23 protein-coding genes and 1 pseudogene are annotated in these 24412 nt (G+C 65.5%); 12 read left to right on the forward strand and 12 right to left on the reverse strand.

The genetic code is table 11. The features are described from left to right. Positions 1-6: 6 nt before the first annotated feature. The 5 genes from QP413_RS04770 to serS all read right to left on the reverse strand — a co-directional run bounded on the left by QP413_RS04770 (position 7) and on the right by serS (position 6387). Positions 7-1341, reverse strand: coding sequence for a cyclopropane-fatty-acyl-phospholipid synthase family protein (locus QP413_RS04770; RefSeq protein ID WP_284780897.1), 1335 nt, complete (start codon positions 1339-1341; stop codon positions 7-9). Between the two features lie 126 nt (positions 1342-1467). Then, on the reverse strand, positions 1468-3018 hold the full coding sequence (locus tag QP413_RS04775; RefSeq protein WP_284780899.1) for an FAD-binding oxidoreductase: 1551 nt from the start codon (positions 3016-3018) through the stop codon (positions 1468-1470). Positions 3019-3162: 144 nt separating this feature from the next. Then, positions 3163-4074, reverse strand: a complete 912-nt coding sequence (locus QP413_RS04780) for an HAD family hydrolase (protein WP_012359406.1) — start codon at positions 4072-4074, stop codon at positions 3163-3165. Next, the gene (locus QP413_RS04785) at positions 4074-4982 is read right to left on the reverse strand and encodes a 1-acyl-sn-glycerol-3-phosphate acyltransferase (RefSeq protein ID WP_012359405.1); all 909 of its coding nucleotides are present in this window, start codon (positions 4980-4982) and stop codon (positions 4074-4076) included. Before QP413_RS04785 ends, QP413_RS04780 begins: the two co-directional genes overlap by 1 nt. A 136-nt stretch (positions 4983-5118) precedes the next feature. Then, entirely contained in the window at positions 5119-6387 is a 1269-nt protein-coding gene (gene serS, locus QP413_RS04790) for a serine--tRNA ligase (RefSeq protein WP_015381125.1), read from the reverse strand. Between the two features lie 70 nt (positions 6388-6457). Here serS and QP413_RS04795 point away from each other — a divergent pair, with 70 nt between their 5' ends. Next, a complete protein-coding gene (locus tag QP413_RS04795; RefSeq protein WP_284780870.1) occupies positions 6458-7498 on the forward strand; it encodes a septum formation family protein in 1041 nt (346 codons plus the stop codon). 30 nt (positions 7499-7528) lie between these two features. After that, the gene (locus QP413_RS04800) at positions 7529-7879 is read left to right on the forward strand and encodes a metallopeptidase family protein (protein ID WP_012359402.1); all 351 of its coding nucleotides are present in this window, start codon (positions 7529-7531) and stop codon (positions 7877-7879) included. A 28-nt stretch (positions 7880-7907) separates the two neighbouring features. Here the strand turns inward: QP413_RS04800 and QP413_RS04805 are convergent, their stop codons facing one another. Further along, on the reverse strand, positions 7908-8726 hold the full coding sequence (locus QP413_RS04805; RefSeq protein ID WP_284780872.1) for a histidine phosphatase family protein: 819 nt from the start codon (positions 8724-8726) through the stop codon (positions 7908-7910). 17 nt (positions 8727-8743) lie between these two features. Continuing rightward, complete coding sequence (gene pheA, locus QP413_RS04810; protein ID WP_231837701.1) at positions 8744-9793, reverse strand: prephenate dehydratase; 1050 nt, start codon at positions 9791-9793, stop codon at positions 8744-8746. 62 nt (positions 9794-9855) lie between these two features. Here pheA and QP413_RS04815 point away from each other — a divergent pair, with 62 nt between their 5' ends. The 3 genes from QP413_RS04815 to QP413_RS04825 are packed head-to-tail and all read left to right on the forward strand — an operon-like array spanning position 9856 to position 12830. Next, on the forward strand, positions 9856-11238 hold the full coding sequence (locus QP413_RS04815) for an amidase family protein (RefSeq protein WP_284780874.1): 1383 nt from the start codon (positions 9856-9858) through the stop codon (positions 11236-11238). Further along, positions 11235-12017 (forward strand): CPBP family intramembrane metalloprotease, encoded by a 783-nt coding sequence (locus QP413_RS04820; RefSeq protein ID WP_284780876.1) that lies wholly within the window; start codon positions 11235-11237, stop codon positions 12015-12017. Before QP413_RS04815 ends, QP413_RS04820 begins: the two co-directional genes overlap by 4 nt. A 30-nt stretch (positions 12018-12047) precedes the next feature. Further along, positions 12048-12830 (forward strand): metal-dependent transcriptional regulator, encoded by a 783-nt coding sequence (locus tag QP413_RS04825; protein ID WP_012359397.1) that lies wholly within the window; start codon positions 12048-12050, stop codon positions 12828-12830. A 16-nt stretch (positions 12831-12846) separates the two neighbouring features. Here the strand turns inward: QP413_RS04825 and QP413_RS04830 are convergent, their stop codons facing one another. Further along, positions 12847-13119 carry a hypothetical protein gene (locus QP413_RS04830; RefSeq protein ID WP_012359396.1) on the reverse strand — a complete coding sequence of 91 codons (273 nt, stop codon included), beginning with the start codon at positions 13117-13119 and terminating at the stop codon, positions 12847-12849. 190 nt (positions 13120-13309) lie between these two features. On the opposite strand from QP413_RS04830, the gene nrdI reads away from it, so the two are divergent. The 4 genes and pseudogenes from nrdI (at position 13310) to QP413_RS04850 (ending at position 17235) form a co-directional block, all read left to right on the forward strand. Further along, the gene (gene nrdI / locus QP413_RS04835) at positions 13310-13780 is read left to right on the forward strand and encodes a class Ib ribonucleoside-diphosphate reductase assembly flavoprotein NrdI (RefSeq protein ID WP_012359395.1); all 471 of its coding nucleotides are present in this window, start codon (positions 13310-13312) and stop codon (positions 13778-13780) included. Between the two features lie 65 nt (positions 13781-13845). Further along, positions 13846-14850 carry a class 1b ribonucleoside-diphosphate reductase subunit beta gene (gene nrdF / locus QP413_RS04840; protein WP_284780879.1) on the forward strand — a complete coding sequence of 335 codons (1005 nt, stop codon included), beginning with the start codon at positions 13846-13848 and terminating at the stop codon, positions 14848-14850. Between the two features lie 111 nt (positions 14851-14961). Then, positions 14962-15648: pseudogene (locus tag QP413_RS04845) on the forward strand (NADPH-dependent FMN reductase); the annotation flags it as partial. A 60-nt stretch (positions 15649-15708) separates the two neighbouring features. Beyond that, positions 15709-17235 (forward strand): LCP family protein, encoded by a 1527-nt coding sequence (locus QP413_RS04850; protein WP_284780882.1) that lies wholly within the window; start codon positions 15709-15711, stop codon positions 17233-17235. A gap of 131 nt (positions 17236-17366) precedes the next feature. Here QP413_RS04850 and QP413_RS04855 read toward each other — a convergent pair whose 3' ends face one another. Together QP413_RS04855 and QP413_RS04860 are read right to left on the reverse strand one after the other, a co-directional pair. Continuing rightward, positions 17367-18284 (reverse strand): DUF5926 family protein, encoded by a 918-nt coding sequence (locus QP413_RS04855; RefSeq protein WP_284758430.1) that lies wholly within the window; start codon positions 18282-18284, stop codon positions 17367-17369. 50 nt (positions 18285-18334) lie between these two features. After that, positions 18335-19108: a glycerophosphodiester phosphodiesterase family protein gene (locus tag QP413_RS04860; protein ID WP_284780884.1), complete on the reverse strand. Its 774-nt coding sequence runs from the start codon at positions 19106-19108 to the stop codon at positions 18335-18337. A 175-nt stretch (positions 19109-19283) separates the two neighbouring features. On the opposite strand from QP413_RS04860, the gene QP413_RS04865 reads away from it, so the two are divergent. Further along, a complete protein-coding gene (locus QP413_RS04865) occupies positions 19284-20183 on the forward strand; it encodes a patatin family protein (RefSeq protein ID WP_070758721.1) in 900 nt (299 codons plus the stop codon). Between the two features lie 177 nt (positions 20184-20360). Beyond that, positions 20361-20963, forward strand: coding sequence for a superoxide dismutase (locus QP413_RS04870; RefSeq protein WP_070758722.1), 603 nt, complete (start codon positions 20361-20363; stop codon positions 20961-20963). Between the two features lie 166 nt (positions 20964-21129). Here QP413_RS04870 and msrA read toward each other — a convergent pair whose 3' ends face one another. Both msrA and QP413_RS04880 read right to left on the reverse strand, forming a co-directional pair. Further along, positions 21130-21825, reverse strand: a complete 696-nt coding sequence (gene msrA / locus QP413_RS04875) for a peptide-methionine (S)-S-oxide reductase MsrA (protein ID WP_284780886.1) — start codon at positions 21823-21825, stop codon at positions 21130-21132. Positions 21826-21864: 39 nt separating this feature from the next. Further along, on the reverse strand, positions 21865-23496 hold the full coding sequence (locus QP413_RS04880) for a TM0106 family RecB-like putative nuclease (RefSeq protein ID WP_284780887.1): 1632 nt from the start codon (positions 23494-23496) through the stop codon (positions 21865-21867). A 202-nt stretch (positions 23497-23698) separates the two neighbouring features. Here QP413_RS04880 and QP413_RS04885 point away from each other — a divergent pair, with 202 nt between their 5' ends. Then, positions 23699-24322 carry a DUF6474 family protein gene (locus QP413_RS04885; RefSeq protein WP_015381115.1) on the forward strand — a complete coding sequence of 208 codons (624 nt, stop codon included), beginning with the start codon at positions 23699-23701 and terminating at the stop codon, positions 24320-24322. The last annotated feature ends 90 nt before the right edge of the window (positions 24323-24412 follow it).

Genomic DNA, 24412 nt, shown 5'->3' on the forward strand with positions numbered 1-24412 from the left:
AACCCGTTAGCTTTCCCACCACTGGCGAACCGGCATGCCGGTGGAACCATCCGCGTAGGGCTTCACGGCCAGCACCTGGTGCAGCTGCACGATATTGTGCTCGAAACCCCACTCGGAACCGGCCATGTACAGGCCGAACAGCCGGGCGGTGGCCTCACCCACGACGGCCACCGCCTCGTCCCAGTTCTCCGCGAGCAGCTCGCACCAATCGTGCAGGGTGCGCTGGTAGTGGAAGCGCAGGTTCTCCTCGTGGTGCACGTCGAAGCCCACATCCTGCATGCGGGTCACGATCGTGCCGGAACCGGTGAGCTCGCCGTCAGGGAAGATATAGCGGCCGATGAACTTCCCGGCGTTGATGCGCTCGTTGGTGGGTCGGGTGATGCAGTGGTTCAGCATCCGACCCCCCTCGCGCAGCCGACCGTACATCAGCTGGAAGAACTCCTCGTACTGGCGACGCCCCACGTGCTCGAGCACGCCGATCGCGGAGATGGCGTCGAAGTCGGTCTCGGGGACGTCGCGGTAGTCCATCAGCCGGATCTCCGCGAACTCCTCCAAGCCTTGCTCGCGGATCTTCTCATTCCCCCACGCGACCTGTTCTTCCGACAGCGTCACGCCGATGGCCTTCACCCCACGGGCGGCGGCGTAGCGCACCATCCCGCCCCAGCCACAGCCGACGTCCAACAGTCGGTCGCCCTCGGAAAGCCGCAGCTTGTCGAAGACCAGGCGGTACTTATTCTCCTGCGCCCGGTCGAGTGGTGCCTTCGCGGCCGTGCCCTTCGGCCACACGCTCTTATCCCAGCCCTCCGGGGTATCCGACTCATCAGCCGGGTAGTAGGCGCAGGTATAGGTCATGGAGTCGCCGAGGAAGAGTTCGTAGAGGTCATTGCCCACGTCGTAGTGGCGCTGCACGACCTCCTTATCCCGCTGGCGGGAGTGCCGGGAGAGCCCCTCGAACAGGGCCTTCTTCCACCCCGGCTGGTCCTCCTGCGGCGGGATCGGCATTGGCCGGATCGCATTCAGGTGCTTCAGGGACCGGGCGATGCGCGCCCCGGTGGCAGCCGATGGCTTGCGGAAGGACTCGTAGTAGAAGGTCTGCAGGGCGTCGAACATGCCATAAGGGTGGCCGGGGTTCTCACCACTGACCTGCAGCGCTCCGGTGATATAGGCCCGCGCGAGCCCCAGATCGCCGGGCGCGGTGACGATATATGCCAGCGCATCGGAGCTGGTGATATCCAACCGGAGCCGCGCATCCGCCGGCCCGGTCTCGGAGCCGTCGAAGCCGGTGACGTGGAAAGGCAGCGGCGGGGTGGTGATTGCCTCCACGATCTCCGCCACCGTCATTGGAGTGAAACCCGAATTCATGTTCTCTCTTGCCTTTCCTTCTTCGCTGTTTTTCTGTTGTCCCTTTAATTTTTGACGTCAACGCGCCCGCATTTGCCCTGGCCGAGCGCTATGTCAGGCGCCCTGCTAGGCCCAGTCCACGGTCTTTTCGTACAGCCCGGGGAAGCGCCCCTGCGGGTCGTAGACTTCCTTGAGCTGGGCCGGGAAGCTGCCGCCGTAGAGCTGCTCAAAGGTCTCCCGGTCGTAGAAGGCCTCGGAGTAGAGGGACTTGTGCCCGCCAAGGGCGCTGACCTTCTCCTCGACGAGCTTGTTGAATGCGCCGGCGGGGGCGTCCTTGCCCAGCAGGTCGACGGGGACGGAGGACCAGAAGCCGACGTTGACCCAGGTCTGCCCCACCGTCAGCGGGTAGAGCGGCCACGGGTGCTCCTTGTCTGCACCCAGGGTCTCGCCCTCACCGACCAGCTCGGTGCCGTCAGCTCCGGTGCCCCGAATGCGGATTGGGCAGAGCCACACGGGCTCGATCTCGCAGGAATGGAAGAACCACTCGAGGAACTCGGGCAGGTGCTCCGGGGTGACCTCGATGTCCTGGACCACGCGCTCGCGGGCGGGCCGATTGTTGGCGGCCTCGATGCGGTCGGCGAGGTCGTATTTGCGGTCCCAGCCGATGATCTTCCAGTAGAAGCTGGAGCGCAGCAGGTCGCGGGGCCACATGCGGCGGATCGTCGGGTTCTGGGTACCGAAGGCGCGGCTAGCCCAGAACCAGTCCACGTCCCAGCGCCACAGGTAGTCGCGAATGCTCAGCCGGTCGCGGAGTACGCCTTCGGGGTGCTGAATCGAGCGGTAGTAGATCCGGTCGCGGGTGTAATCGCTGGTGGGGCCGGGTTCGTCGGTCTGTCGGCCGAGCATGAGGTAGCACTCCTCCAGGCTGAACACGGCGCCGTCGAGGTAGTCCACCGCCTCGCCGTCGTACTCGCCGGTCTCGATGATCTGCTCCATCGTCTCGGTGAGCGCGTGGACGTCGTGGAAGCGGACGTGGCGCAGCTCCACGTAGTCCTTGACCTTCTCCAGCTCGATCTTCAAGCGCACCGCGTACCCGAGGGAGCCGTAGGAATTCGGGAAACCCCGGAATAGATCGACGTTCTTCGTCGGCGAGCAGGTCACCACCTCGCCGGTGCCGGTGAGGACGTCCATCTCGATGAGGGCCTCGTGCGGCAGCCCATTGCGGAAGCACGCGGACTCCACGCCCAGGCCAGTGACGGCCCCGCCCAGCGTGATCGTCTTCAGCTGCGGGACGACGGTCGGGCTGTAGCCATAGGGCAGGACGGTATCCACGAGATCCTCGTAGGTGCACATCCCTTGCACGTCCGCGGTTCCTGCCACCGGGTCGACGGCGATCACCCCACCCAGGCCGGAGACGTCGAGGCCCGGTGTGGTCGACTGGTTGCGGCCACGGAAGAGGTTGGAGGTCTTCTTCGCCAGGCGCACGTTCTCCCCCGGCGGGATGGCCTCGTAGCTGGCTCGCAGTTTCTCCACTGCTTGCCCGTGCGCGAACCAGCCAACCGGTTGCAGTTCGCGCGCATCGAGGCCGTTGCCGATACTTAACGCATCGGTAGTTTTCCCGACGGTCTCCACGGCAATATTCTTCAGCGCACCCAAGACAGTCATATCTCCCACCATAACCACGCGCGGGTTTTTCCGCGCCGTGGCGGCACCTCACACACGGCGGTGACGGCGCTGACACAAGACCGTGGCGGCACCGGGCAATGGCGGTGATAACACCGGGCACACGGCCATGGCGGCGAGAAAAGAAAGCTCGAAGCCCTAGAGCCAGCGCTGCAGAACCTCGGCGACCCCGTCGTCGTCATTGCTGGTGGTGACCACATCCGCAGCCACCTTGACCTGGTCCTCCGCGTTGCCCATCGCGACCCCGAGCCCGGCCCACTCGATCATCTCCAGGTCATTGGGCATGTCCCCGAAGACGACGACGTCCTCCCGGCGAATCGGTTCCGTCCCAGGTGCCGCCTGCTCGTTGAGGTGCGCGATCAGCTCCACGATGGCGCTGCGCTTGGTCACGCCCGGCGCGGAGAACTCCACCAGGCCACCGCCCCAGCTGTAGGACATGTGGCTCAGCGCGGGGTCGATGTGGTCGACGAGGGCTTCATAGATCTGGCGAGAAGTGACATTCGGGTTGCGGCCCAGCAGCTTCACCGCGGGCTGGGAGATGACCTCCTCCACGGGGCAGATGAGGTGCTCCTCGGACTCCCAGGCGTGGGTGAAGTCCGGCTCCACCACGTAAAGCTCCTCGGCGCGGTCGAAGGCGCTGGCACCCGCGCGCTCCACGCCGAAGCCCACGCCGGGGCCGGCCGGGACCCGTGGGCCGGCTTGGCGGCCGAAGAGGTATTCCGGCAGGTGGGTCGGCAGGTGCCGGGTGTGCTCCAGGGAAGTCTCGACGATGCTGCGCATGTCCTCGGGCGAGAGGGTTTTCGCGCGGACGATCTCGTCGCGGGCGGAATCGTAGGTCACTGCACCGTTGGCGCAGATGCACAGCGGGCGGATCGGCAGCTGCTCGAGCACCGGCAGCATCCAGCGGGCGGGTCGGCCGGAGGCCAGGGTGAAGATCGTCCCGCTGGCGGTGAGCCGGCGGACGGCGTCTCGCAATCGTGGGGAGACGCGCTCCTTGCTATTGAGCAGGGTGCCGTCGATGTCGCTGACGATCAGCCGCGGCTGGTTCATTAATTCTTCCGGTCCTGCTGGGCCTGCTGTTCGCGCTTGCGCTTGCGTTCCGCCTGGTCTGCACGGTCCTTGGCGGTGGCCTCCTCCAGGGTTGGGGCGGTGCCGCCGAAACGGGCCGGGACCCAGGACTCGCCCTTCGGCATGGGGCCGTAGCGGCGCACGTACTCCTGCTGAGCCTCGTCCAGCTGAGCCTTCATAGCTTCGTGGAGGCGCTCCGTGGTCTCGATGGAATCCTCGGTGACCTCGATGGGCTCGCCGACGCTGATGACCAGCTTCGCGTCCTTGGGCCGGAGGTTATTCTTGCTGCCCTTGGTCCAGATTCGCTGGGAACCCCAGATCGCGATCGGGATCAGCGGAGCGCCGGAGTCGCGGGCAATGATCGCCGCCCCCTGGCGCAGTTCCTTGACCTCGAAGGAACGGGAGATCGTCGCCTCTGGGAAGATCCCCACCAGTTCGCCGGCCTTCAGCCGCTCGATGGACTCATTGACGGAGGCCTGGCCATCCGCACGGTCCACCGGAATGTGGCGGCATGCCTCCATCGGTGCCTTGGCGAACTTGTTATCCCAGATCTCCTTCTTCGCCATGAAGCGCACGAGGCGCCCACCGCGGAAGTGCGCGGGGATACCGCCATAGACAAAGTCCCAGTAGCCCGTGTGGTTCACCGCAAGCAGGGCCCCGCCCTCGGCCGGGATCCGCTCGTGGTGCATGACCACCACCTCAGCGCGCTGGAGGTAGCGCATCAGCAGCTTCGCCGCCCGAATGATGATCCGGCCGTACACGAGCTCCTGGGATTCCGGGTGCTTCGGCGTCTCCACCCCCTTGCTGGTCAGAATGAAGGCCGAGTCGGTCCACCTATCAATGGAGAAGATGGATCCCACGCGGGATAGGAATGCCGGGAGCTTAGCCATGGTCGTGATCCTCTGCTGTGTAGGAGCCCCGCCGCACGAGGACGGGGCTGAAGTGGTGGGGCTCAAGTGGTGGGCGCCGTGGTTCAGGGCCCTGTCGCTACAGGACCCTTGAAGTACAGGGTCAGGGCCTGGTGGCCTAGCTCTTCGGGGTCAGGACGTCCTTGCCCACGAACGGACGCAGTGCCTCCGGGACGACGACGGAGCCATCGGCCTGCTGGTGGTTCTCCAGGATGGCGACGAGCCAGCGGGTGGTCGCCAGGGTGCCGTTCAGGGTTGCGGCGACCTGCGTCTTGCCGTCGGCGTCCCGGTAACGGGTCTGCAGGCGGCGGGCCTGGAAGGTCGTGCAGTTCGAGGTGGAGGTCAGCTCGCGGTAGGTGTTCTGCGTCGGGACCCAGGCCTCGGTGTCGAACTTGCGGGCTGCCGAGGAGCCCAGGTCGCCGCCAGCGGTGTCGATCACGCGGTACGGGACGTCGATCGCCGCGAGCATGTCCTTCTCCAGCTGCAGCAGTTCCTGGTGGATCTCGGTGGCCTGCTCCGGGCGGCAGTAAACGAACATCTCGAGCTTGTCGAACTGGTGCACGCGGATGATGCCGCGGGTGTCCTTGCCATAGGAGCCGGCCTCACGACGGAAGCAGGAGGACCAGCCGGCGTAGCGCTTCGGCTCGTCCAGGTCGATGATCTCATCGGAGTGGTAGCCGGCCAGGGCGACCTCGGAGGTACCGACGAGGTACAGGTCGTCCTCCTCCAGGCGGTAGACCTCATCCGCGTGGGCACCGAGGAAGCCAGTGCCGCCCATGACCTCGGGGCGCACGAGCACCGGCGGGATCATCAGCTGGAAGCCCTTCTCGGTGGCCTTGCGGGCGGCCAGCTGCATCATGCCGAGCTGCAGCAGCGCACCGTCACCGGTGAGGAAGTAGAAGCGGGAACCGGAGACCTTCGTGCCGCGCTTCATATCGATCAAGCCGAGGGATTCGCCGAGCTCCAGGTGATCCTTCGGCTCGAAGTCGAAGGTGGTGGGCTCACCAACGTGCTCGAGGACCACGAAGTCCTCCTCGCCACCAGCGGGCGCGCCCTCAACGACGTTGGAAATCTGCATCTGCAGATCGTGCAGCGCCTGCTCCGCAGCGCTCTGGGTGGCCTCCAGATCCTTAACAGCCTGAGCCTTCTGCTTGCCCTCCTCGCGCAGCTGGGTCTTCTCCTCATCGGAGGCGGCGGCCATCTTCTGGCCCATCGCCTTGGAGAAAGCCTTCTGCTCTGCGCGGGCCTGATCGGCCGCGGAAATCGCCTCGCGGCGCTGGCGGTCGGCCTCCAACAGCTGGTCAACCAGTGCTGGGTCCTCCCCACGGGTACGCTGGGATTCACGAACGAGGTCTGGATTTTCGCGCAGGAGCTTGAGATCAATCATGGCTTCTAGCTTAGCTATAGTGGTGGGATAAAGTTTCCTCCCGCACCGCCGTCGCCGAAGAAAGTGAAACATGAGTATTAGTCACGCCACCTGGACTCGCCGGATGCGCAGCGTGACAGTCATGACCCTGGCAGCACTGTGCGGTGGCGTCGCCACCGGCGCCTACACTTACGTCGCCGATAGCAACGCCGGACCGACCATCGCGCAACCAACCAACGAGGCCGAGGCCCCCGAGGTTCACGCCGCCGCGTTCACGAACGCGGACACCGGCCAGTGCGTCAACTGGACCCGCACCCCGAGCGGACAAAACACCGACTTCCTCACCGTGGACTGCAAGAAGCCACATCGCTTCGAAGTCTCCGCCCGCGAGGACCTGCGTGCCTACCCCTCCAGCGAGTTCGGCGTGAAGGGCGACCTACCGGACGTCAAGCGCCAGGCCGAGCTCAGCCAGGAGCTCTGCGTCGGCCCCACCATGCGCTACCTGGAGGGCAAGCTGGACCCGAACGGGCGCTACGCCATCTCCCCGATCCTGCCGCCGGAGTCCTCCTGGGCAGAGGGCGACCGCACCATGCTGTGCGGCGTGATGGTGCAGGACGCCGAGGGTAAGTCCGTCGAAACCACCGGCCTGGCCGCCGAGCAGGACCAGTCGCGCGTCTACGAACCGGATACCTGCGTACAAGTGCAGGGCCGCTCCACCCGCGTGGTGCCGTGCACCGAGGACCACACCTGGCAAGTCACGCACCAGGTTGATCTGGGCAAGATATTCAAGGGCGATGAATGGCCCGATATCAAGCGCCAAAACGACGCTCTGAACAAGATCTGTACCGAGCAGGCGGAGAACTACATGGGTGGCGAGGAGAATCTCTACCAGTCCACCCTGACCCCGTTCTGGACCACCCAGCCGGAGGAGTCCTGGGCCACCGGCTCCCGCCAGGCGAACTGCGCGCTGATCGCGACGGAGGGCGACGGTTTCGCCACCCTGAAGGGCGATGCCCGGCAGCAGTTCACCGTCAACGGCAAGCCGCCGAAGACCCCGCCGAAGCGACTGCCGAAGCGCGGCGACTCCCCGGCCCCGGAGGGCGCTAACTCCGAGGGCAACCCGACTCCTTAAGCGGGCGCCACGAGCGGAAGTGATTGAGCATTGAGCATCGAGGTCAGCGAAGAGGAGTTCGAGGAACTCGTCGACCAGGGGCTGCGTCGAATTCCACGGGAACTACTGGACAACGTCGATAACGTCGCGATTGTCACCGAGGACTATAACCTCGATTCCCCCAGCATCCTGGGGCTTTACGAGGGGGTCGCGCTCACCGAGCGGACCAGCGAATACACCAGCGCGCTGCCGGATAAGATCACGATCTACCGGATGGCGCTGCAGGACGTCGTCGACACCCGTGAGGAGCTCGTTGAGCAGGTCGCTATCACCGTCATCCACGAGCTCGGCCACCACTTCGGCATCGACGACGACCGGCTCCACGAGCTCGGCTGGGGCTAGCTGGAATTAGCTGAGGGGGCAGGTGGCATTAAGCCAGCTCCGGGACGCCGAACGGGCCCCATTCAGTGACGCGGAAACGGCCACGCACCCCATCCCGGAGCTGCTCGCCCGCGAAGTCCGCGACCTGGTCCAGCAGCTCGCCGAAGTCCTCTGGCAGGGCGATGGAGACCACCTGCCCGTTCGGCAGGTATGCGCGATAAGCGAACTCCGGGTCGACCGCACCCAGCCAGGTCGCGACGAGGCGGATCACAGCGCCGTGACTGACCAGCACAGCGTCCGCGCCTTCGGCCTGTGCCGCCGCGACCACGGCGAGCGCCTGCGGCAGGTAGCTGGTCAGAACCTGGGCGCCGGAAGAGCCACCGGGGACGATCTTGTCGATCCGACCATGCAGCCAGTCCCCCAGCAGTCGGTGGTAAAGCTCGTGCGAGTCCTCGTCATTCTTCATCTCCATGTCCCCGGCCGGAATCTCGGCCACGCCGAAGATGGAAGCCAGGGAGCCTGCGTGCTCGCCCGCCAGCTCGACGGCGGCAGTGTCGACCAGCCCGGCGAGTTCGCGGCCCCGGAAGCGCTGGAAGCCATCTGCGAAGCTGCTGCCCGGCGCGGCCGTAGCGATGGATCCCCCCTCGGCAGCGAAGGCGGTGGCCAGGCCCGCGGCGGTCTGCTGGGCACGTGCCGCCTGGGAGGACAGGACGTGCACGCGGTCGCTGGCGTTGCGCAGGTAGCGGCCCGCGGCGCCGGCCTGCTCCCGGCCGAGCATCGTCAGGCTCGCGCCTGGCAGCGCGGTATCTAGCGCGTGGATCTCGTTGGACGTGGTCTGGCCGTGGCGGACCAGAAACAAGCGGGTCATGTTCTCGCTTCCTTCCCTCAAGCCCGGTGGTCTTCTGCGGGGTTCATCATATCGGCCAGCCACCGCTCGGAGGGGCCTTCATCCGGGGTTTCGGACGTGACGTTGCCCAGGATCTTCACCAGATGTTCCTCGTCCACGCCGCGCGGGGCGGTGGCTAGCGGCCAGGAGCCGAGGTAGCGGATCCAGGAGCTCTCCCGCTGCAGCCCCTGCAGAGCAGCGGCGACGGCAGAGTCCTCGATATGGCCGATCATCTCGATGTGGAAGACGTAGGTTCCCAGCAGTTCGCGGGTGGGCCGGGAGCTGATTCGGGTGAGGTTCACCCCGCGCAGGGAGAGCTGCTGCAGCGCGTAGATCAGGCTGCCGGGGCGGTCGTGCTGGGCGGTGAAGGCCACACCGGTGCGGTCGTGGCCGGTGCGCGGGGCAGGTGGGACGGGACGGGAGACCAGGGCGAATCGTGTGAAGGCCTCGGCGACGTCGGCGACGTCCGTGGCTATCGCTTCCAGCCCGTAGATCTCGAGGGCGCGCAGCGGGGCCGCGCAGATATCGGCGCGCCCCTCGGCGACGGCCTGGGCCGCAGCGGCGTTGGAGGGCGCTGGGCTGAACTGCACCTCGGGCAGGTTCTCGGCCACCCAACCGCGCACCTGTGCCTCGGCGACGGGGTGGGTGCTGAACACTGGGGCCTCCGCACCGACTGCAGCGGCGCCCGAGCCCTGGAGCCGTTCAGCTTCCCCGGCGCGCACCCCGATGGCGAAGCGGATGGGAACCAACAGTTCAGCGAGGATCTGCACGCGATCGCCGGTGACCAGCGCGTCCTCGGCCTGGGCGACGGGACCATCCACGGAGCTTTCCAACGCGATGACGGCGTAGTCGGCTTGGCCTTCACGTAGCGCACCGAGCGCCTCGGCCGGGCTGGTGCGAGGCTCCAGTGTGGCGGCGCTCTCGGGGTCGGTGCCGACCGAGCTGGCGGGCACGCCGGGCACCTGGCCTGCGCGCAGGAACTCGAGCGCAGCTTGCTCGGTGAACGTGCCCCGCGGGCCCAGGAAAGCGATGGTGGGAGTGTTGCTCATGGCCCCGATACTAGTGGGCTGCATCACGGGAGTGGGCAGGGCCGGCGGGTAACCTAGCCGGTGTGACACAGCTCAGCCCCGCCCCCGATACTTTCGCCCAGCGGCTCGCAGCGGTGAGCCGAAAGACCGGACTTTCACCTGCGCAGCTGGGGGTGGCGCGGGTCTATGACCGGCCGCACGTCGATCCCGCGCGTCGTACCTCCCATCTCGCCGGGGAAGAGCTGCTGGTGAAGGACACCCAGCAGGTCGCGGGCGAGTGGGTAACGATGGGCAACGCGGGTCAGGGCTTCCGCGCCACCCACAGCGATACCGCGGTGGAGAAGCTGCTCGCGACGGGCGCGCAACTGGTTGGGGCGAGCGCGAGCGCAGAGTACGGGACCAGCGCCTATACCGAACCCGTCGGGCAGGAGCAGCCAGTCAACCCGATCAGCGCGTCGATGATGACTGGCGGTTCCTCGGGCGGGGCTGCGGCGGCGATGGGCCACGGGGTGGCGCGGATCGCGCACGCAACAGACGGCGGTGGCTCCATCCGAGTACCCGCGGCCTGCTGTGGGCTGGTGGGGCTCAAGCCGGCGCACGATACCTCAGTGGGTGGCTTCAATCCTTCCGCCCACGGCTACCTTGCGGACTCCTTCGCGAACACGCGCAGGGCCTATCGGCTGACCGATACCCGACCGTGGGGCCTGCGGGTGGGCTATACGAATCAGCCTTTCCACCACCACTCCCGGGTCGATCCGGCGATCGCCGCGGCCACCGCAGGGGCCACGGCGCTGTTGACCAACGGGGAATCCGTGGCAGAGGTCCGCCAAGCACCACAGCCTTATGACCCGGCGAATTTCGAGCTTTTCGCGACCGTGCTCTCCACCCGCTGCGCGGAGCTGCCAGAGCCACTCTCGGAGCTCACGAGCTGGCTCAAGCGGCAGGGCGCGGGTGTGCCCCGCTGGCGCCGCGAGGAGATGGAGCGCAGCATCCACCGGATGCGTCAGACAGCGCTTCACCGCTGGTCATCAGCGGGTTTGGACGTGGTCGCCACCCCGATGCTGGCGTGCGCTCCCCCGGCACCGGGCGCGTTCTCGCGGCTGAGCCCGCGACTGAACTTCTGGGCGCAGACGGCCTGGACGCCGTGGGGCACACTGTGGAATCTCTGCGGTTGGGCCTCGGTGACGGTACCGCTGGTTGACCCGTCTCGAGTGCCGGGCCGGTGGCCGATCGCGCTGCAACTCGGCGCGGTGGGCGACCGTGTGAGCGCGTCAGACCTTTTGGCTTTGGGCGAGCAGGTGCAGGCCGCCGCAGCGGTGCTTCCGGTGGAGGGCCTTTCACTGGCCGAGCCCGGTGACCTGGGTTCCCTGAACTACGAGCCCCGCCCCGGCGCGGGCAACCACAGCGCTGGGTGCGACTGCACAGCGGAGCACAGCCACGAGCCCTGCGAGCAACGGCAGCCATGAGTGCCGAGCTCCTCCCCCGCGACCGGCGAGCCCTGCGCGTCGAGCTCGCCCTCCTGCTGGCGGTCACCTTCGGCGCCTCCGGTCTGCGCGCGATACTCCGGCTGGTCGAGGCCCTCACGGACCCCACCCCGCTCAATGAGCAAGAGGCTTTGCTCAACCAGTCCCAGTCCCACCTTGCGTGGCTGGATCCGGCTTTTCAGCTGATCACCTCCGGTGTGCTCCTGGCATGGGGCGGGCTGGCGGCTTTCCTCCTGCTGAGGCACCTGCCGCCCCAACCGGCTGAACACCTGACGTCCCGACCTGCCCTGCGCCTGCGGATCCGCGCCAAAGATTGGCCCCACGGCGCGGGGCTGGCCGCACTCATCGGACTGCCGGGCCTGGCGTTCTATGCGCTGGCGGTGCACCTGGGCGCCTCAAAGGTCGTGGTGCCCTCCGGGTTGGGCGAGCACTGGTGGACGCTGCCCTCCCTGCTGCTCAACGCCTGGGCCAACGGAGTCGCCGAGGAGCTGATCGTCGTCGCCTGGCTGGCAACCCGGCTGCGGCAGCTGAACGTGCGCTGGCCCGCCATCTTCGCGGCCTCGGCCCTGCTGCGGGCCAGCTACCACCTCTATCAGGGCCTATCCGCGGGCCTGGGTAATGCGGTGATGGGGCTCATCTTCATCGAGTACTTCCGCCGCACCGGCCGGGTCTGGCCTCTCGTCATCGCCCATGGGCTCATCGACACGGTGGCTTTCGCGGGCTATGCCCTGGGCGGCGGTGGCCTCGTGGGCGTCGGCTAGGTTGGAACCGGGCTGCTAGGCTTAAGGGCCATGCACCCGGAGAATACTGCAGGCCAGAAGGCCGAAAATCCCCTTCCTGATCAGGCTGACCCCTTCACTCAGAACCAGTCGCTAAACCCGGAGGCACTTGCCTCCATCATCGCCTCACTCTCCACGAGCAGCCAGGACTATCTGAAAGCTATTTGGAATCTCCGGGAGTGGAGTGCGAACCCCGTGACCGCCAAAGCCCTGTCCTCCCAAGTCGGGGTGCGCCTGTCCACGGCCTCGGATGCGATCAAGAAGCTCCGCGAGCAGGGATTCGTGGATCATGCCCCCTACGGGGAGGTTACCCTCACCGACGTGGGGCGCCGGGTCGCTCTCACAATGGTGCGACGCCACCGCCTGCTGGAAACCTTCCTGTTCAACACGCTCGGTTACCGCTGGGATCAGGTCCACGCGGAGGCGGAGAACCTCGAGCACGCGGTCTCCGATTTCCTGGTGGAACGCCTCGCTGACGTGCTGGGCAATCCAGCTACCGATCCGCACGGGGATCCGATTCCTTCCGCCGATGGTCAGGTCGCGATGCCGGACGCCACCCCGTTGACCGCCTTAGCTCCGGGCGAGCTGGGCCAGGTGGTGCGGATTGCCGACGATAACTCGGAACTGCTGCGGTTCTTTGAGTCCCAGGACCTGGGGGTGGGAATGCAGGTCAGCTGGGATCAGGGCGCCCCCTTTAGCGGCTCAGTGTTGGTCCAGGTGACGGGTAAAAAAAGCTTTCCCCTCAGCGAAGACGCTCTGGGGGCAATTTGGGTGTTGCGCCCAACCAGGAACTAACGACCGCGCGGGGATCTTAGGTCAGGCGGGGGCGGGTACCGAAGATCGGTGGCGGACCAACAGCCATGCTGGCCTCGAAGAAGCTGGAAACTTCCTCGGGGTGAGCCCCACTCTGCAGCCTTAAAAAGAGAGAGAACAAATGCAGAACATCTCCCACCACCTCATCGGGAGAGGCAGAGCTATCAATCAACTCCTTGGCCTCAGCGTGATTGCCGTCGTGAAGAAGTTCTGTGACGGCGATGCTCTCAATCCAGGAACCGTGGCGTTGTACAGATGGATGTTCTCTCATTAGTTTCACCTTCTTTTTCGGCGGTGCTGGCACTGAAAATGCGGTAGAAACCCCACTCCAGAGTGCCGCAATCCCCGGGTGAGGATTGAACGAAGTGCTCCCCTTCGACGGGGTATCTCCACGCCACAAGCATAAGTTCGACGCACCGTAGTTACAACTTGGTCGCGTGGTATCTATTTGTTACGTCGTCATGTATTATGGCGCCATGACATCGACGTCCACACCTGGAGCAGAAGAAGAAACCCCAGATCTTCTGTACTTTTCCAGCGCTTCCGAAAACACCCACCGCTTCATTCAACGCCTGGAACGCCCCGCACTGCGCATCCCCTTGAGACCCAGGCTCGAAGGCATGATCCGAGTCAACGCCCCCTACGTTCTTCTGCTGCCCTCCTATGGCGGCGGAGCGCTCAATGGGGCCGTACCCAAGCAGGTGATCCAGTTCCTCAACATCCCAGAAAACCGTGCCCTAATCAGGGGAGTAATCACCAGTGGGAATACGAACTTTGGGGAGCATTACTGCATCGCTGGTCCTGTAATTTCCCGCAAATGCGGAGTACCGGAGCTCTACCGTTTCGAGCTCCTCGGCACCGACGAGGACGTCGAGAAGGTTCGCAATGGACTGGACGCCTTCTGGGCACAGCAGGGCAAAGAAAACGCCTAATACATGCAACCCCCCAGAAACGACAGAAACGATTAAACCCACCCCGACCAGCTACAAGGAGTTCAATGAAGAAAATCCTAGAAAGCTCAATCACCCCGCCCAAGAGTAAAACCGACCTGCACACCCCTATCCGCCCCATCAACTGGAACCGAGTGCAGGACGAAAAAGACCTCGAAGTCTGGCTCCGACTCACCGCGAACTTTTGGCTGCCTGAAAAGGTACCCCTCTCCAATGATCTGCCGGATTGGAACAGACTCTCTGACCTGGAACGAACCCTCACTATGCGGGTCTTCACCGGATTGACCCTACTGGACACCATGCAGGCCACGGTCGGCGAAATCAGCCAGATTCAGGATGCCCTCACCGAACACGAGGAGGCCGTCTACACCAATATCGCCTTCATGCAGGCAGTCCACGCCCGCTCCTACTCCAGCGTTTTCTCCACCCTGTCCAGCACGCCCGCAATTAACGACGCCTACGACTGGGCGGTCAAGAACGAGGTTCTGCAGACCCGCTGCCGCAAGGTGCTGGTGCACTACTTCGGCGAGGATCCGCTGAAGCGGAAAGTCTCGGCCACGCTGCTGTCCTCCGTGCTGCTCTACGCCGGCTTTTACCTGCCGCTGCACTTCTCCACCCGCGGGGTGCTGAGCAATACCGCGGATATGATCCGCCTCATCCTGCGAGACAAGGCCGTCCACGGCTACTACTCCGGCTATAAATTCCAGCGCGGCATCGAACGCCACCCGGAGCGGGCGGCGGAACTCTCCGATTTCACGCACGAGCTCCTTGAGGAGCTCTACCAGCTGGAGTTGGAGTACTCCACGGAGCTCTACGAACCCTTCGGCCTCATGGCGGATGTAGAACGCTTCGTGAAATACAACGCAAATAAAGCGCTGATGAACCTGGGCTATGCCCCAATCTATCCCGGCTCGGAAACGAACGTCAGCCCTGAAATCCTCTCGGCGCTAACCCCGGGCGCGGATGAGAATCACGATTTCTTCTCCGGTTCCGGATCCTCCTACATCATCGGTATCGCCGAGGAGACCGAGGATGCCGACTGGCAGTTCTAGGCGCGGCATCCGCCACCCAAGCGGAGAACGCGCCCCGCCCCCGACGCCCCCAAGAAAAAGAAGAACACCCCAAGAACAGAAAGGGAGACACAAATGTCCTCTCAGCACACCGTCAGTGTCCTGGTCGGGAGCTTGCGCGCAGGCTCCTTCGCTCGAAAAATCGCGAAGCAAGCCATCACCTTCTTCCCCAAAAGCTGGGACGTCAAGATCGTAGAAATCGGCCACCTGCCACTCTATAACTTCGACTACGACGACCCCGCCGTCACCGACCTGCCCGTTCCCGAGGCATACCGCGAGTTCCGAGAAATCATCAAGAACTCCGACGGCATCCTCTTCGTCACCCCGGAGAACAACCGCACCATCCCCGCCTGTCTGAAGAATGCGGTAGACATCGGCTCCAAGCCAAATGGGGACGTCGCATGGAAGAACAAGCCTGCCGGCATCATCAGCCACTCCGTGGGACGCATGGGTGGCTATAGCTCTCAGAAGAACTTACGCCTCGCGCTCTCCTATTTCGACATGCCGACCCCGGGGCAACCGGAAGTCTTCCTTGGCCAGTCCCCCACCCTGCTCAACGAAGACGGAAGCTTCAATAACGAAGCCACCCGTGATTTCGTGGCAGGCTACGTGCAGCGCTTCGCGCAGCTGGTGTCGGAGACTGCGGCGTAACTCGCCGCACTGCCCGGATCTGGCCGGATCTGGCCGCTGGTTGTCGCCCACGGGCTCATCGACACGGTGGCCTTCGCGGGCTATGCCCTCGCCGACGGCCACCTCAACCTGGAATGGCTGGGGCTGTAGTTACCAGTGTTACTGACGGTGCGCGTGACCGCGTGGCACCGCTCCCGCTAAGATGTCCCCATGAACTCACGCGATGAATACGCCCGCGACCGGGATGGCAGGATCCTGACCGACCGTTTCGGCCGCCCGGTGCGTCGTCGCCCCGCGCCTGGTCCCGCGTCGAACGCGACGTCCAGCACTCCCGGACCAGGGCCGACACCTGCCCCGCCGCGCTATGTCCGCTCGAATATTCCGGACGCCGCCGGCCAGCGCCCGTCCCCGGCGCCGGGACCCGAACGCGGGCGCCACGAAAGGCTCCAGCGCCCAGAGAGGAGCGAGCGCGCAGAGGGGCTCCATCGTCCAGAGAGAACCCAGCGTCCCGAGCCACCGCGCTATCGACAGGCCCCATCGGCTGAAACGCCGCAGCCAGGCCATCGCCGGGAGGGCTACGCCCCGCGCCCGGCCGCAGCTCCCCAGCAAGGCGCGTACCGTCCGGCGCGCCCAGAGGCACAGCCGCGTGGTGCATATCAGCAGCCCCCACGCCCGGCCACAGCCCGACCCGAGGGTTACCGCCAGTACCCGCAGCCCGCGGGCGGGGCGGGCCGGGGCGCAGACTGGGGTGGCCCCGGCCGCCAACCGCAACGCATGGACCCGGGCCGCGGTCGCCCCCGTCGCGCGGGCAGCCCCCGCCGACCACGGCGCCGCCTCGGCATCCGCCGGGCCCTGCTGCTCCTGCTCGCGCTCTTCCTGGTGATTGGCGGCGGCACGCTGCTGTGGGCAGATTCCCAGCTGCAGCGCACAGAAGCGCTCCAAAACTACGAGGGCCGCGTGGGCGGAACCGCGGGCACCAACTGGCTGCTCGTCGGCTCAGACTCCCGCGCCGGACTGGACCAGGAGACCGCCGACCGGCTCTCCGCGGGCATGCTCGATGAATCGGAGGGCCGCACGGACTCGATCATCCTGGTGCACCTGCCGCTCGTGGGGAAGGCCACGATGATCAGCCTGCCGCGCGATAGCTTCGTCAACATCCCCGGCTACGGGGAAAATAAGATCAATGCCGCCTTCGCCCTCGGCGGCCCCGCGCTCCTGCAGCGCACGGTCGAGGAGGCCACGGGGCTGCGGATCGACCACTACGCGGAGGTCGGCTTCGCTGGCTTCGCCAACGCCGTGGACGGCGTGGGCGGGGTCGAGATGTGCCTCGAGGAGCCTCTCGATGACCCGATGGCGGGCATCAACCTGCCCGCCGGCTGCCAGGAGCTGGATGGGCCGAATGCCCTGGGCTATGTGCGGTCCCGCTACGCCTCGGCGGGCGGCGACCTGGACCGCGCGGGCCGCCAGCGTCAGCTGCTCTCCGCGCTGAGCAAGAAGATGCTCTCCCCCGGCACGCTCTTCAACCCCTTCCGCCTCTTCCCCACGGTCAGCGGCGTCGCCTCATCCCTCACCGTGGACAAGAGCGATCACATGTGGCACCTCGCCCGCCTCGGGGTGAAGATGCGCGGCGCGAAGCAGGAGGTCGTTCCGACCTCGGGCAGCGCGGATAACTACGCGGGCAGCGTCCTACTCTGGGACCAGGCCGCCGCCGAGCAGCTGTTCAGCAGCCTGCGCTAAGCCAGGCTAAGTCCCCGCGCCCGCAGCGCGCCGCACCCGCGGTGCGCATCCACCGCGAGGGCCAGCATGGGTAAAAAGCGGGGCCGGGGAGCCCCGTCAGCGGACTCCCCGACCCCAGCCCCAGCAGGGGCTTAGCGAATCGTGACCTCGCGGGACACGATCGTCTGCTTCGCCTTCTGCTCCTCCGGGGTGAAGCGGCCCGAGTCATTAGCCAGAGCCTCGGCGATCTTCTTATCGAGCGCCTCCAGGCCCTTCTGCCAGACCTGCGGCTCCCAGGAGTTATCGAGGTCCCACACCGGAACCATCACGCCGTGGGTGCGGAACACGCCCGCGAACTTGGAGCCCTCGCCGAGGTTCAGCTCGCCAGCAGCGTGGACGCGAGCCAGCGCATTGAGCAGCTCGTTCTCATCCTCCGGGCGAACCCAACGGATGTGGGCGCGCTCGCCCGGATCAATCCACCAGGCAGCGCCCTTGATGTCCGCGCGCACCTTCTCAGAAGGAAGGACGGAATCGTTGGCGCGGCGCAGCGTCGCCGCGACCTGCGGGTTGTCCTGGTGCTCCTCGGTCAGCCACCAGTTGAAGTCCTGCTCGACGACGATCTCCTCGTCGGCCTTCGGGTCCAGCAGGTCGGTCAGCTCCGGCTCGTTGCCATCGGCCACGCCGACCTCGAGTGCCGCGCCCGGCTCGGCGGTCTTCATCCAGTTCAGCGCGTACGCGAGGTCACGGTTCGGGTTATCGCCCGGGCGCTGCGTCTGCAGCGCGACGAAGCCCTCGCCACCGTCTTCGGCAGCACGGCGCATCGCCGCCACCGCGCCCGGCAGGACGGTCACGAGAGACACCGGGAAGTCGATCCCCTCGACCTCGATCTTCACGCGGGCGGAAGGTACGAACTCCTGCAGCGCGATGAGGTCGGACTCCATCGTGAAGCCCGCGTACGGACGGGCGTCCCGCTGCAGCTTCGCGCGCTCCGCGGCACGGGCAGCGAGCTTCGCCTGGCGGCGGCTCATGCCCTCGGGCAGGTCTTGATTCTTCTTATTTTTCTTAGCCACGCTGCTGATTCTAACCTGCCCTGCGGACAAGCCCCTACCCCACCGCAAAACTAGGGCTGACCCGCGCCTCCGCCGGCCGAGTTTTGCAGCCAGCCCGCAGCCTCCCCGGGGTAGTTTGTCGCCACCCATCGGGCCCCTCGCTGGGCGATCCACCGCAGCTGCTCCGCCTGGTCGACCGTCCAGATGTAATCCGCCGGAGCACTACCCCCCTCGCCCCGAAGGCTCGCCATCGCCTGCTCGATCGACCACCCCGCGTGCCTCGCGATCCCCGATCCCCGCAGCAGCGGCCGCGCGGGCGGGTGGTACTTCCGGCGCAGCTGGATGCGCTCTACCTGCGGGTTGATCTGCCGGGAGCGCCACAGCGACCAGCTGTCGAAGCTGATCAGGTAGATCCCCTCCCCACCAGCCAGCCCCGCAGCCGCCAACTGGCGGTGCATCTCCGCCTCCACCTGCAGGCTCCGGACATGCGGGTGCTTGGTCTCGATGAATAGTTCGGGTTGGCCAGCCTCCGCGCTGTGCCGCATATCCTGCAGAAATTCCAGCAACTCTCGCAGCTCCAGCACACCGGCCGGCCGGGTTGACGTCCCAAAATTAAGGGCCTTGAGTTCCGCCAACGTCATGCGGGACACCGCCCCCGTCCCGTCAGAGACGCGGTCCACGGTGCGGTCATGAATGCAGACCGCGTGGCCGTCGCGGGTGAGCCGAATATCGCACTCGTATCCATCCGCGCCCTGGGCGGCCGCGAGCTCGTAAGCGCCGATCGTGTGTTCCGGGCGGTGCTTGGACGCACCACGGTGGGCAATGATTTTCACCTCGTGCTGCACGCCTCCTTTTCTACCGGATTGTGCGCCGCGTTTTGTCTCGCGATTGTTCCGCGCTTGCTCCACGCGTGTTCCGCGCCCTGCCCCACGCTGAAACCGCGTCGTCCCCTCGACCTCCCACCGCGCGCACCGCACCCGCGCTCTCGACCCCACGAAGCCGCCGGGTAATCTTGGGTACGTGCACGAAGCAGCCCCTACCCCGAATGTCACGGACACCTCGCTGGTGTTCGAAGGCGGAGCCATGCGCGTGGTCTTTTCCGCCGCGCTCGTGGAGGCCTTGCTGGAATCGAATGTGAACTTCGCCCACGTCACGGGCAATTCCGCGGCGACCTCTCACGTGGCTAATTACGTCTCCCGCACCACCGACCGGATGCGCAAGACCTTCACCACCTTCCCCTCCGACCCGAATTTCGGCGGTTGGCGGGCCTGGCTGCGCGGGGATGGCTTCTTCAACGCGGGCTATATCTACGGCGAGGCCGGCATGCCGGGCCAGCCGATGGGCATGGACTGGGAGATCTTCGATAGCTCACCGGTGCAGTACCGCATCTCCGGCTTCAACGCGCTGACGGGCGAAACGAAGCACTGGGGCCGGGAGTCGATTCACAGCCCGGAGGACTTCCTGCTCCGAGCCCGCGCGTCTTCTTCCCTCCCGGTCTTCATGCCAGCCACCGAGGTCGACGGGCAGCCGTGGTTCGACGGTGCGTTCGGCCCCACCGGTGGCATCCCCATCGACGCCGCGATGCAGGACGGTTACGACCGCTTCCTCGTGATCATGACCCGCACCCGGATGTACCGGAAGTCCGCGGCGGGGCGCGCGCTGTGGCTGCTGCGTCGCACGCACGGGCAGTACCCGGCGCTGCTGGACTCCATCGCCGACCGTCACGTGCGTTATAACGAGACTCGGGATTACCTTTTCGAGCTGGAGAAGCAGGGTAAGGCGTATCTTTTTATCCCTGAAATCATGAATATCAGCAATCAGGATCGCAATCCGGTGAAGCTTTCCCTGGCCTACCAAGAAGGCCTTGAGCAGGCACGACGCGAGATGCCGGCCATCAAGGAATTCCTCGGCCTTTCCTAGAGCCCTTCCCGTGGCGCCGCTGTTTGCCTCTTTTCTTTAATGACGTCTCACCCTTGCGAGGCCCCGGGTTTTTCGCCACAATTGGTTACTAACGGCCAGGCGGGAATAAAAGTACTGGTTCGGCCGTTCGTAATAATTAGAACCTTTTCAAAAGAATTCGGAAGGACTGATTGAACAATGGCTAAGTACACGCTGCCTGAGCTCCCATACGCATACGACGCACTGGAGCCACACATCTCGGCCGAGATCATGGAGCTGCACCACTCCAAGCACCACAACACCTACGTGCAGGGTGCTAACGCTGCTCTTGAGGCTATGGAGAAGGCACGCGAGGAGGGCACCAACCCGGATCAGATCCGCGCACTGTCCAAGAACCTTGCGTTCAACCTTGGTGGCCACACCAACCACTCCATCTTCTGGAAGAACCTCTCCCCGAACGGTGGCGGCGAGCCGACCGGCGAGCTGGCTGAGGCTATCAACCGCGACTTCGGCTCCTTCGAGAAGTTCAAGGACCAGTTCTCCTCCGCAGCGCTGGGCCTGCAGGGCTCCGGCTGGGCTGTCCTGGGTTACGACCACATCAGCGAGCAGCTGGTCATCCAGCAGCTGACCGACCAGCAGGGCCAGACCTCCATCAACCTGACCCCGCTGCTGATGCTGGACATGTGGGAGCACGCCTTCTACCTGCAGTACAAGAACGTCAAGGCTGACTACGTGAAGGCAGTCTGGAACGTCTTCAACTGGGAGGACGTCGCCGAGCGTTTCGCTGCAGCGAAGAACTAAGTCTGACTCACAGACTTAGCCCTTAAAGCCTGCGGGCTTTGACCGGGTGGGTCACGGGAGACCGTGGCCCGCCCGGTTTTTTCTTTGCGCTGGTGGTTCCGCCACCAGCTGCGCTTTCGCCAACGGACTTGCTACGTGCCGGGGCTGGGCCCGGCGGCCGGAACGCTTAGCCGAGCACACCCGTCTGGCAGCTCACGCCGTTCGGCCCGTGGTTGCAGTAGCCGTCCGGGTTCTTCGCCAGGTACTGCTGGTGCTCATCCTCCGCGAGGTAGAACTCACCAGCCGGGGTATCCGCTAGCAGCGCGACCTCCGTGGTGATGGGGCCAAAACCGCGCTCGGTGAAGGCCAGCTGCCACGCCTCGATAGCCTGCTCCGCCTGGGCGAGCTGCTCCGCATCCAGGGCATACACCGCACTGCGGTACTGCGAGCCGACGTCATTGCCCTGCCGGTCGCCCTGGGTGGGGTCGTGGTTTTCGAACATGATCCGCAGCAGCTCGGCGGCACTCACCCGCTGCGGGTCGTAGACGATGCGCACGGCCTCGGTGTGGCCAGTACGCCCGGTGCAGGTTTCGCGGTAGGTCGGATTCGAGGTATATCCGCCGGCGAAGCCCACGGCGGTGGATTCCACACCCTCCGTAGCCCAGAACAGGCGCTCGGCTCCCCAGTAGCAGCCCATACCGACCACGATCTCCGCCTGCCCCTCCCGCCAGGGACCGGTGAGCGGCGTGCCGAGCACCACGTGTGGCTTCGGATCCGGTAGCACCGGGTGCCTTCCGCCTGCCAGCGCCGTCTCCGCGGTGACCCGCGGCGCCCGGTACGCGCCGGCCGTGTTGAGGGCCTTCATTCTTTCGAAAAGATCCACTTCAGCGTGCTCCTCGTGCTCATGGGGCTTGTTTACTGCCTATTCCACCAGGCTGATGCCCGGCGCGCCACGGCGCAACCAGCCGCGCACGGTGCGGGTGGCCACGCAGTCGTCCGCGTTATAGCGCTCCAGGGTCCGCCGGGAGATGTCGGCGGTGCGCCCGCCGGTAGCGACGGCCACCTCGAAGAGGTCCACCGCCGCCTTCCCGTCCACGCCCTCCTGGCTAAAGTGGAAACCCGCCAGTGGGGCGATCGTCTTCAGCCCCAGCGAACCGGTCCCCAGCAGCCCGCGGGAGACGTACTCGAAGACGTCCCCGAACTCCGGGGACTGGATGAATTCGTTGACCTCTGCCAGGGTCGGCATCCGTACCTGGCGCTGCCCGCCGTCGGCGCTGGGGCTACCGTACTCCTGGCCACCGTAGAGCCGGGCGTAGTGGCGCAGCCAGTAGAGCTCGCCCTGTTTGGCGTAGACCCACATCAGGAATCCCCGGCCCTCGGCGTGTGCGCGTTCCCGGCGCCACATGAGCCAGTCCCACATCTCTGCGACGTGGCGGCCCTCATCCCCCGTCCGGCTGAAATCGGAGAAGGCCACGTATTGGTGGCCGTCGAAGGTGCCCCAGAGGAAGGTTCCACGGCTCGGGTGGGCCTCCATGTCCACGTCGATCTCCACTGGATCCTGGTCCTGTGGGAGGACCAGCGGCCCGCGGTACCACTGCTGCACCGGCCGTCGGATGGCCACCTCAGCTCGCATCCAGGCCGCAGCCAGAGCGCTGGCCTCCCCCGCCCCGGCAGCCGCGAGCGCAGGCAGCGTGTTGATGCCCTTATCCCGCCACGGCCGGTTGCGGTCCCCCGGCAGCAGCAGCGAAATGTCCTGCGTCTGGAGCAACTGAGCACGGCAGTGATTATGGAACTCGCAGGTCTGGCACTCCTTGACCCGGGAGGGCGCTGTTGGGATGGGCTCGGAGAAAGCCGCGAATAACCCGGGGTACAGGCGCTGGGCGTCGAAGAAGTAGCAGCGGGAACCATCGGGCTCCGCGCCCGAACTGCGGCCGATGATGCCCACGTCGGAGCTGGCGAAACCCCAGCTCAGCAGGATCATATTCGCCATCCCTAGGCGCTGGGCATCGCTGGCCACGGTGCGGTGGCGCAGCGTCGTTGCGGCGGGCTTCCCCAACCCGAGTGCATCGACGGAGACGACGCGGCAATCCGCGCGGTGGCGGTTCTTCGCAGGGCGGGTCGCGTTATGTCCGGTGATGATGACTGGCGCGTAGGCCGCGGTCTCGAGCGCCACCCCGGGATCCATGCGCACGAGCAGGTCCACCCGGGCTTCGAGCCCATCGTGTTCGAGGACGGGGTTGAGGATCAAACGATCCCCGCGCGCTAGCGCCTCCAGGGTCTCCTCGACCGCGTTCTCCCCGTCGGCGATCTCGCTGCGGGTGGGGCGAAGCTTATCGCCGATCCGTGGCGCGGTGGGTAGCTGGGCAAAGACGAAGGAGCGCCGGCGCCACGCTGAAATCCGACTCGCGACGCGCTCGGCAAGGTGCTCCCAATCGCTATCCAAGTACAGGCGGGCGGTCTGGCCGCCCAACGCCCGGCGCAGCAGCGCACGGTGGCGGCAACCAACCACGTCGGAGGGGCTGAGCCCCGCCTGATTGGACACGAAGTAACTCACAAGTGCCCTAGCTTAGCCGGGGAGCACCCCGGCGGCCGAAGCGTGGAAAGCCCCCAGTATCCGGCAGCAGCCGCCCCACCCCGGTATTGCCCCGCGGGCCACCCCGCGTTCGCTAAAGTGGTGGGGAGTTAGCCATTTTTTCCAAGCCTGCCGAAGGCTTGGCGTGTGTGTACCGCGACTAATCGCATTAATGAGGAGAATCATGGGTCTATTCAAGAATCTGCGGAAGCGCCGTATCGAACGCAAGGCTGCGTTTAAGGCTGCAAAGACTCGGGCCAAGGTGGATGCCAAGGAGGCTGCGAAGCTGGAGAAGGCTAAGGAGAAGTACCTCCGCAAGACCGCCAAGCAGGTCCGCAAGCTCGACGCTAAGGAGCTGAAGAACCGCCGCAAGCACGAAGAGCAGATGGCAAAGGCCTCCATCGAGCAGCTCAAGGCTGGCCGATTCAACTCCCGCAACGTGCTGCGTTTCATTGGCGCCTCGCGGGTCGCCGCCCCGGTGGTGGTTCCGCTGGTGTATCGCGCGCTAACCCAGCTGCAGAGCAAGGGCACCGTCACCACGCAGGATCGCGGTGCTGCTGCGTCTGCGCTGCGCTCCTTCCCGGCGGACGGCGCCCCACAGCGTGCCCGCATTAAGCAGATCCAGAAGTCCGTGGACAAGGGCGTGCCTTCCGGCTTCGCTAAGGACGTCAATGATCGCATGGATGTTCTGATTGAGGCGATCGATAATGCTGGATCGATGGGTGAAGATCAGCGTCAGCGGATTTTGGAATCTGTATCTAAAGAGCTCGATCTCGTCGAGGCACAGATCGCCACCAAGCGCGGTTAATAATCAAGTGATCTTGGCTACTTTCTAGCCGATATCTTCTGGCATTCTTTTATGGCCATTTCTTTCTAATCGAATATTGGGTAGCATTTC

Origin of the sequence: Corynebacterium sp. UMB4614 (assembly GCF_030217065.1) — a bacterium.
GTDB lineage: Bacteria > Actinomycetota > Actinomycetes > Mycobacteriales > Mycobacteriaceae > Corynebacterium.

Coding starts and splice junctions, on each gene's coding strand:
- QP413_RS04820 (WP_284780876.1), top strand. CDS start 11,235: ATGAGTGCCGAGCTCCTCCCCCGCGACCGGCGAGCCCTGCGCGTCGAG.
- QP413_RS04830 (WP_012359396.1), bottom strand. CDS start 13,119: ATGAGAGAACATCCATCTGTACAACGCCACGGTTCCTGGATTGAGAGC.
- nrdF (WP_284780879.1), top strand. CDS start 13,846: ATGAAGAAAATCCTAGAAAGCTCAATCACCCCGCCCAAGAGTAAAACC.
- QP413_RS04785 (WP_012359405.1), bottom strand. CDS start 4,982: ATGGCTAAGCTCCCGGCATTCCTATCCCGCGTGGGATCCATCTTCTCC.
- QP413_RS04770 (WP_284780897.1), bottom strand. CDS start 1,341: ATGACGGTGGCGGAGATCGTGGAGGCAATCACCACCCCGCCGCTGCCT.
- QP413_RS04850 (WP_284780882.1), top strand. CDS start 15,709: ATGAACTCACGCGATGAATACGCCCGCGACCGGGATGGCAGGATCCTG.
- QP413_RS04825 (WP_012359397.1), top strand. CDS start 12,048: ATGCACCCGGAGAATACTGCAGGCCAGAAGGCCGAAAATCCCCTTCCT.
- QP413_RS04780 (WP_012359406.1), bottom strand. CDS start 4,074: ATGAACCAGCCGCGGCTGATCGTCAGCGACATCGACGGCACCCTGCTC.
- QP413_RS04775 (WP_284780899.1), bottom strand. CDS start 3,018: ATGGTGGGAGATATGACTGTCTTGGGTGCGCTGAAGAATATTGCCGTG.
- QP413_RS04795 (WP_284780870.1), top strand. CDS start 6,458: ATGAGTATTAGTCACGCCACCTGGACTCGCCGGATGCGCAGCGTGACA.
- serS (WP_015381125.1), bottom strand. CDS start 6,387: ATGATTGATCTCAAGCTCCTGCGCGAAAATCCAGACCTCGTTCGTGAA.
- QP413_RS04805 (WP_284780872.1), bottom strand. CDS start 8,726: ATGACCCGCTTGTTTCTGGTCCGCCACGGCCAGACCACGTCCAACGAG.
- QP413_RS04870 (WP_070758722.1), top strand. CDS start 20,361: ATGGCTAAGTACACGCTGCCTGAGCTCCCATACGCATACGACGCACTG.
- pheA (WP_231837701.1), bottom strand. CDS start 9,793: ATGAGCAACACTCCCACCATCGCTTTCCTGGGCCCGCGGGGCACGTTC.
- QP413_RS04885 (WP_015381115.1), top strand. CDS start 23,699: ATGGGTCTATTCAAGAATCTGCGGAAGCGCCGTATCGAACGCAAGGCT.
- nrdI (WP_012359395.1), top strand. CDS start 13,310: ATGTATTATGGCGCCATGACATCGACGTCCACACCTGGAGCAGAAGAA.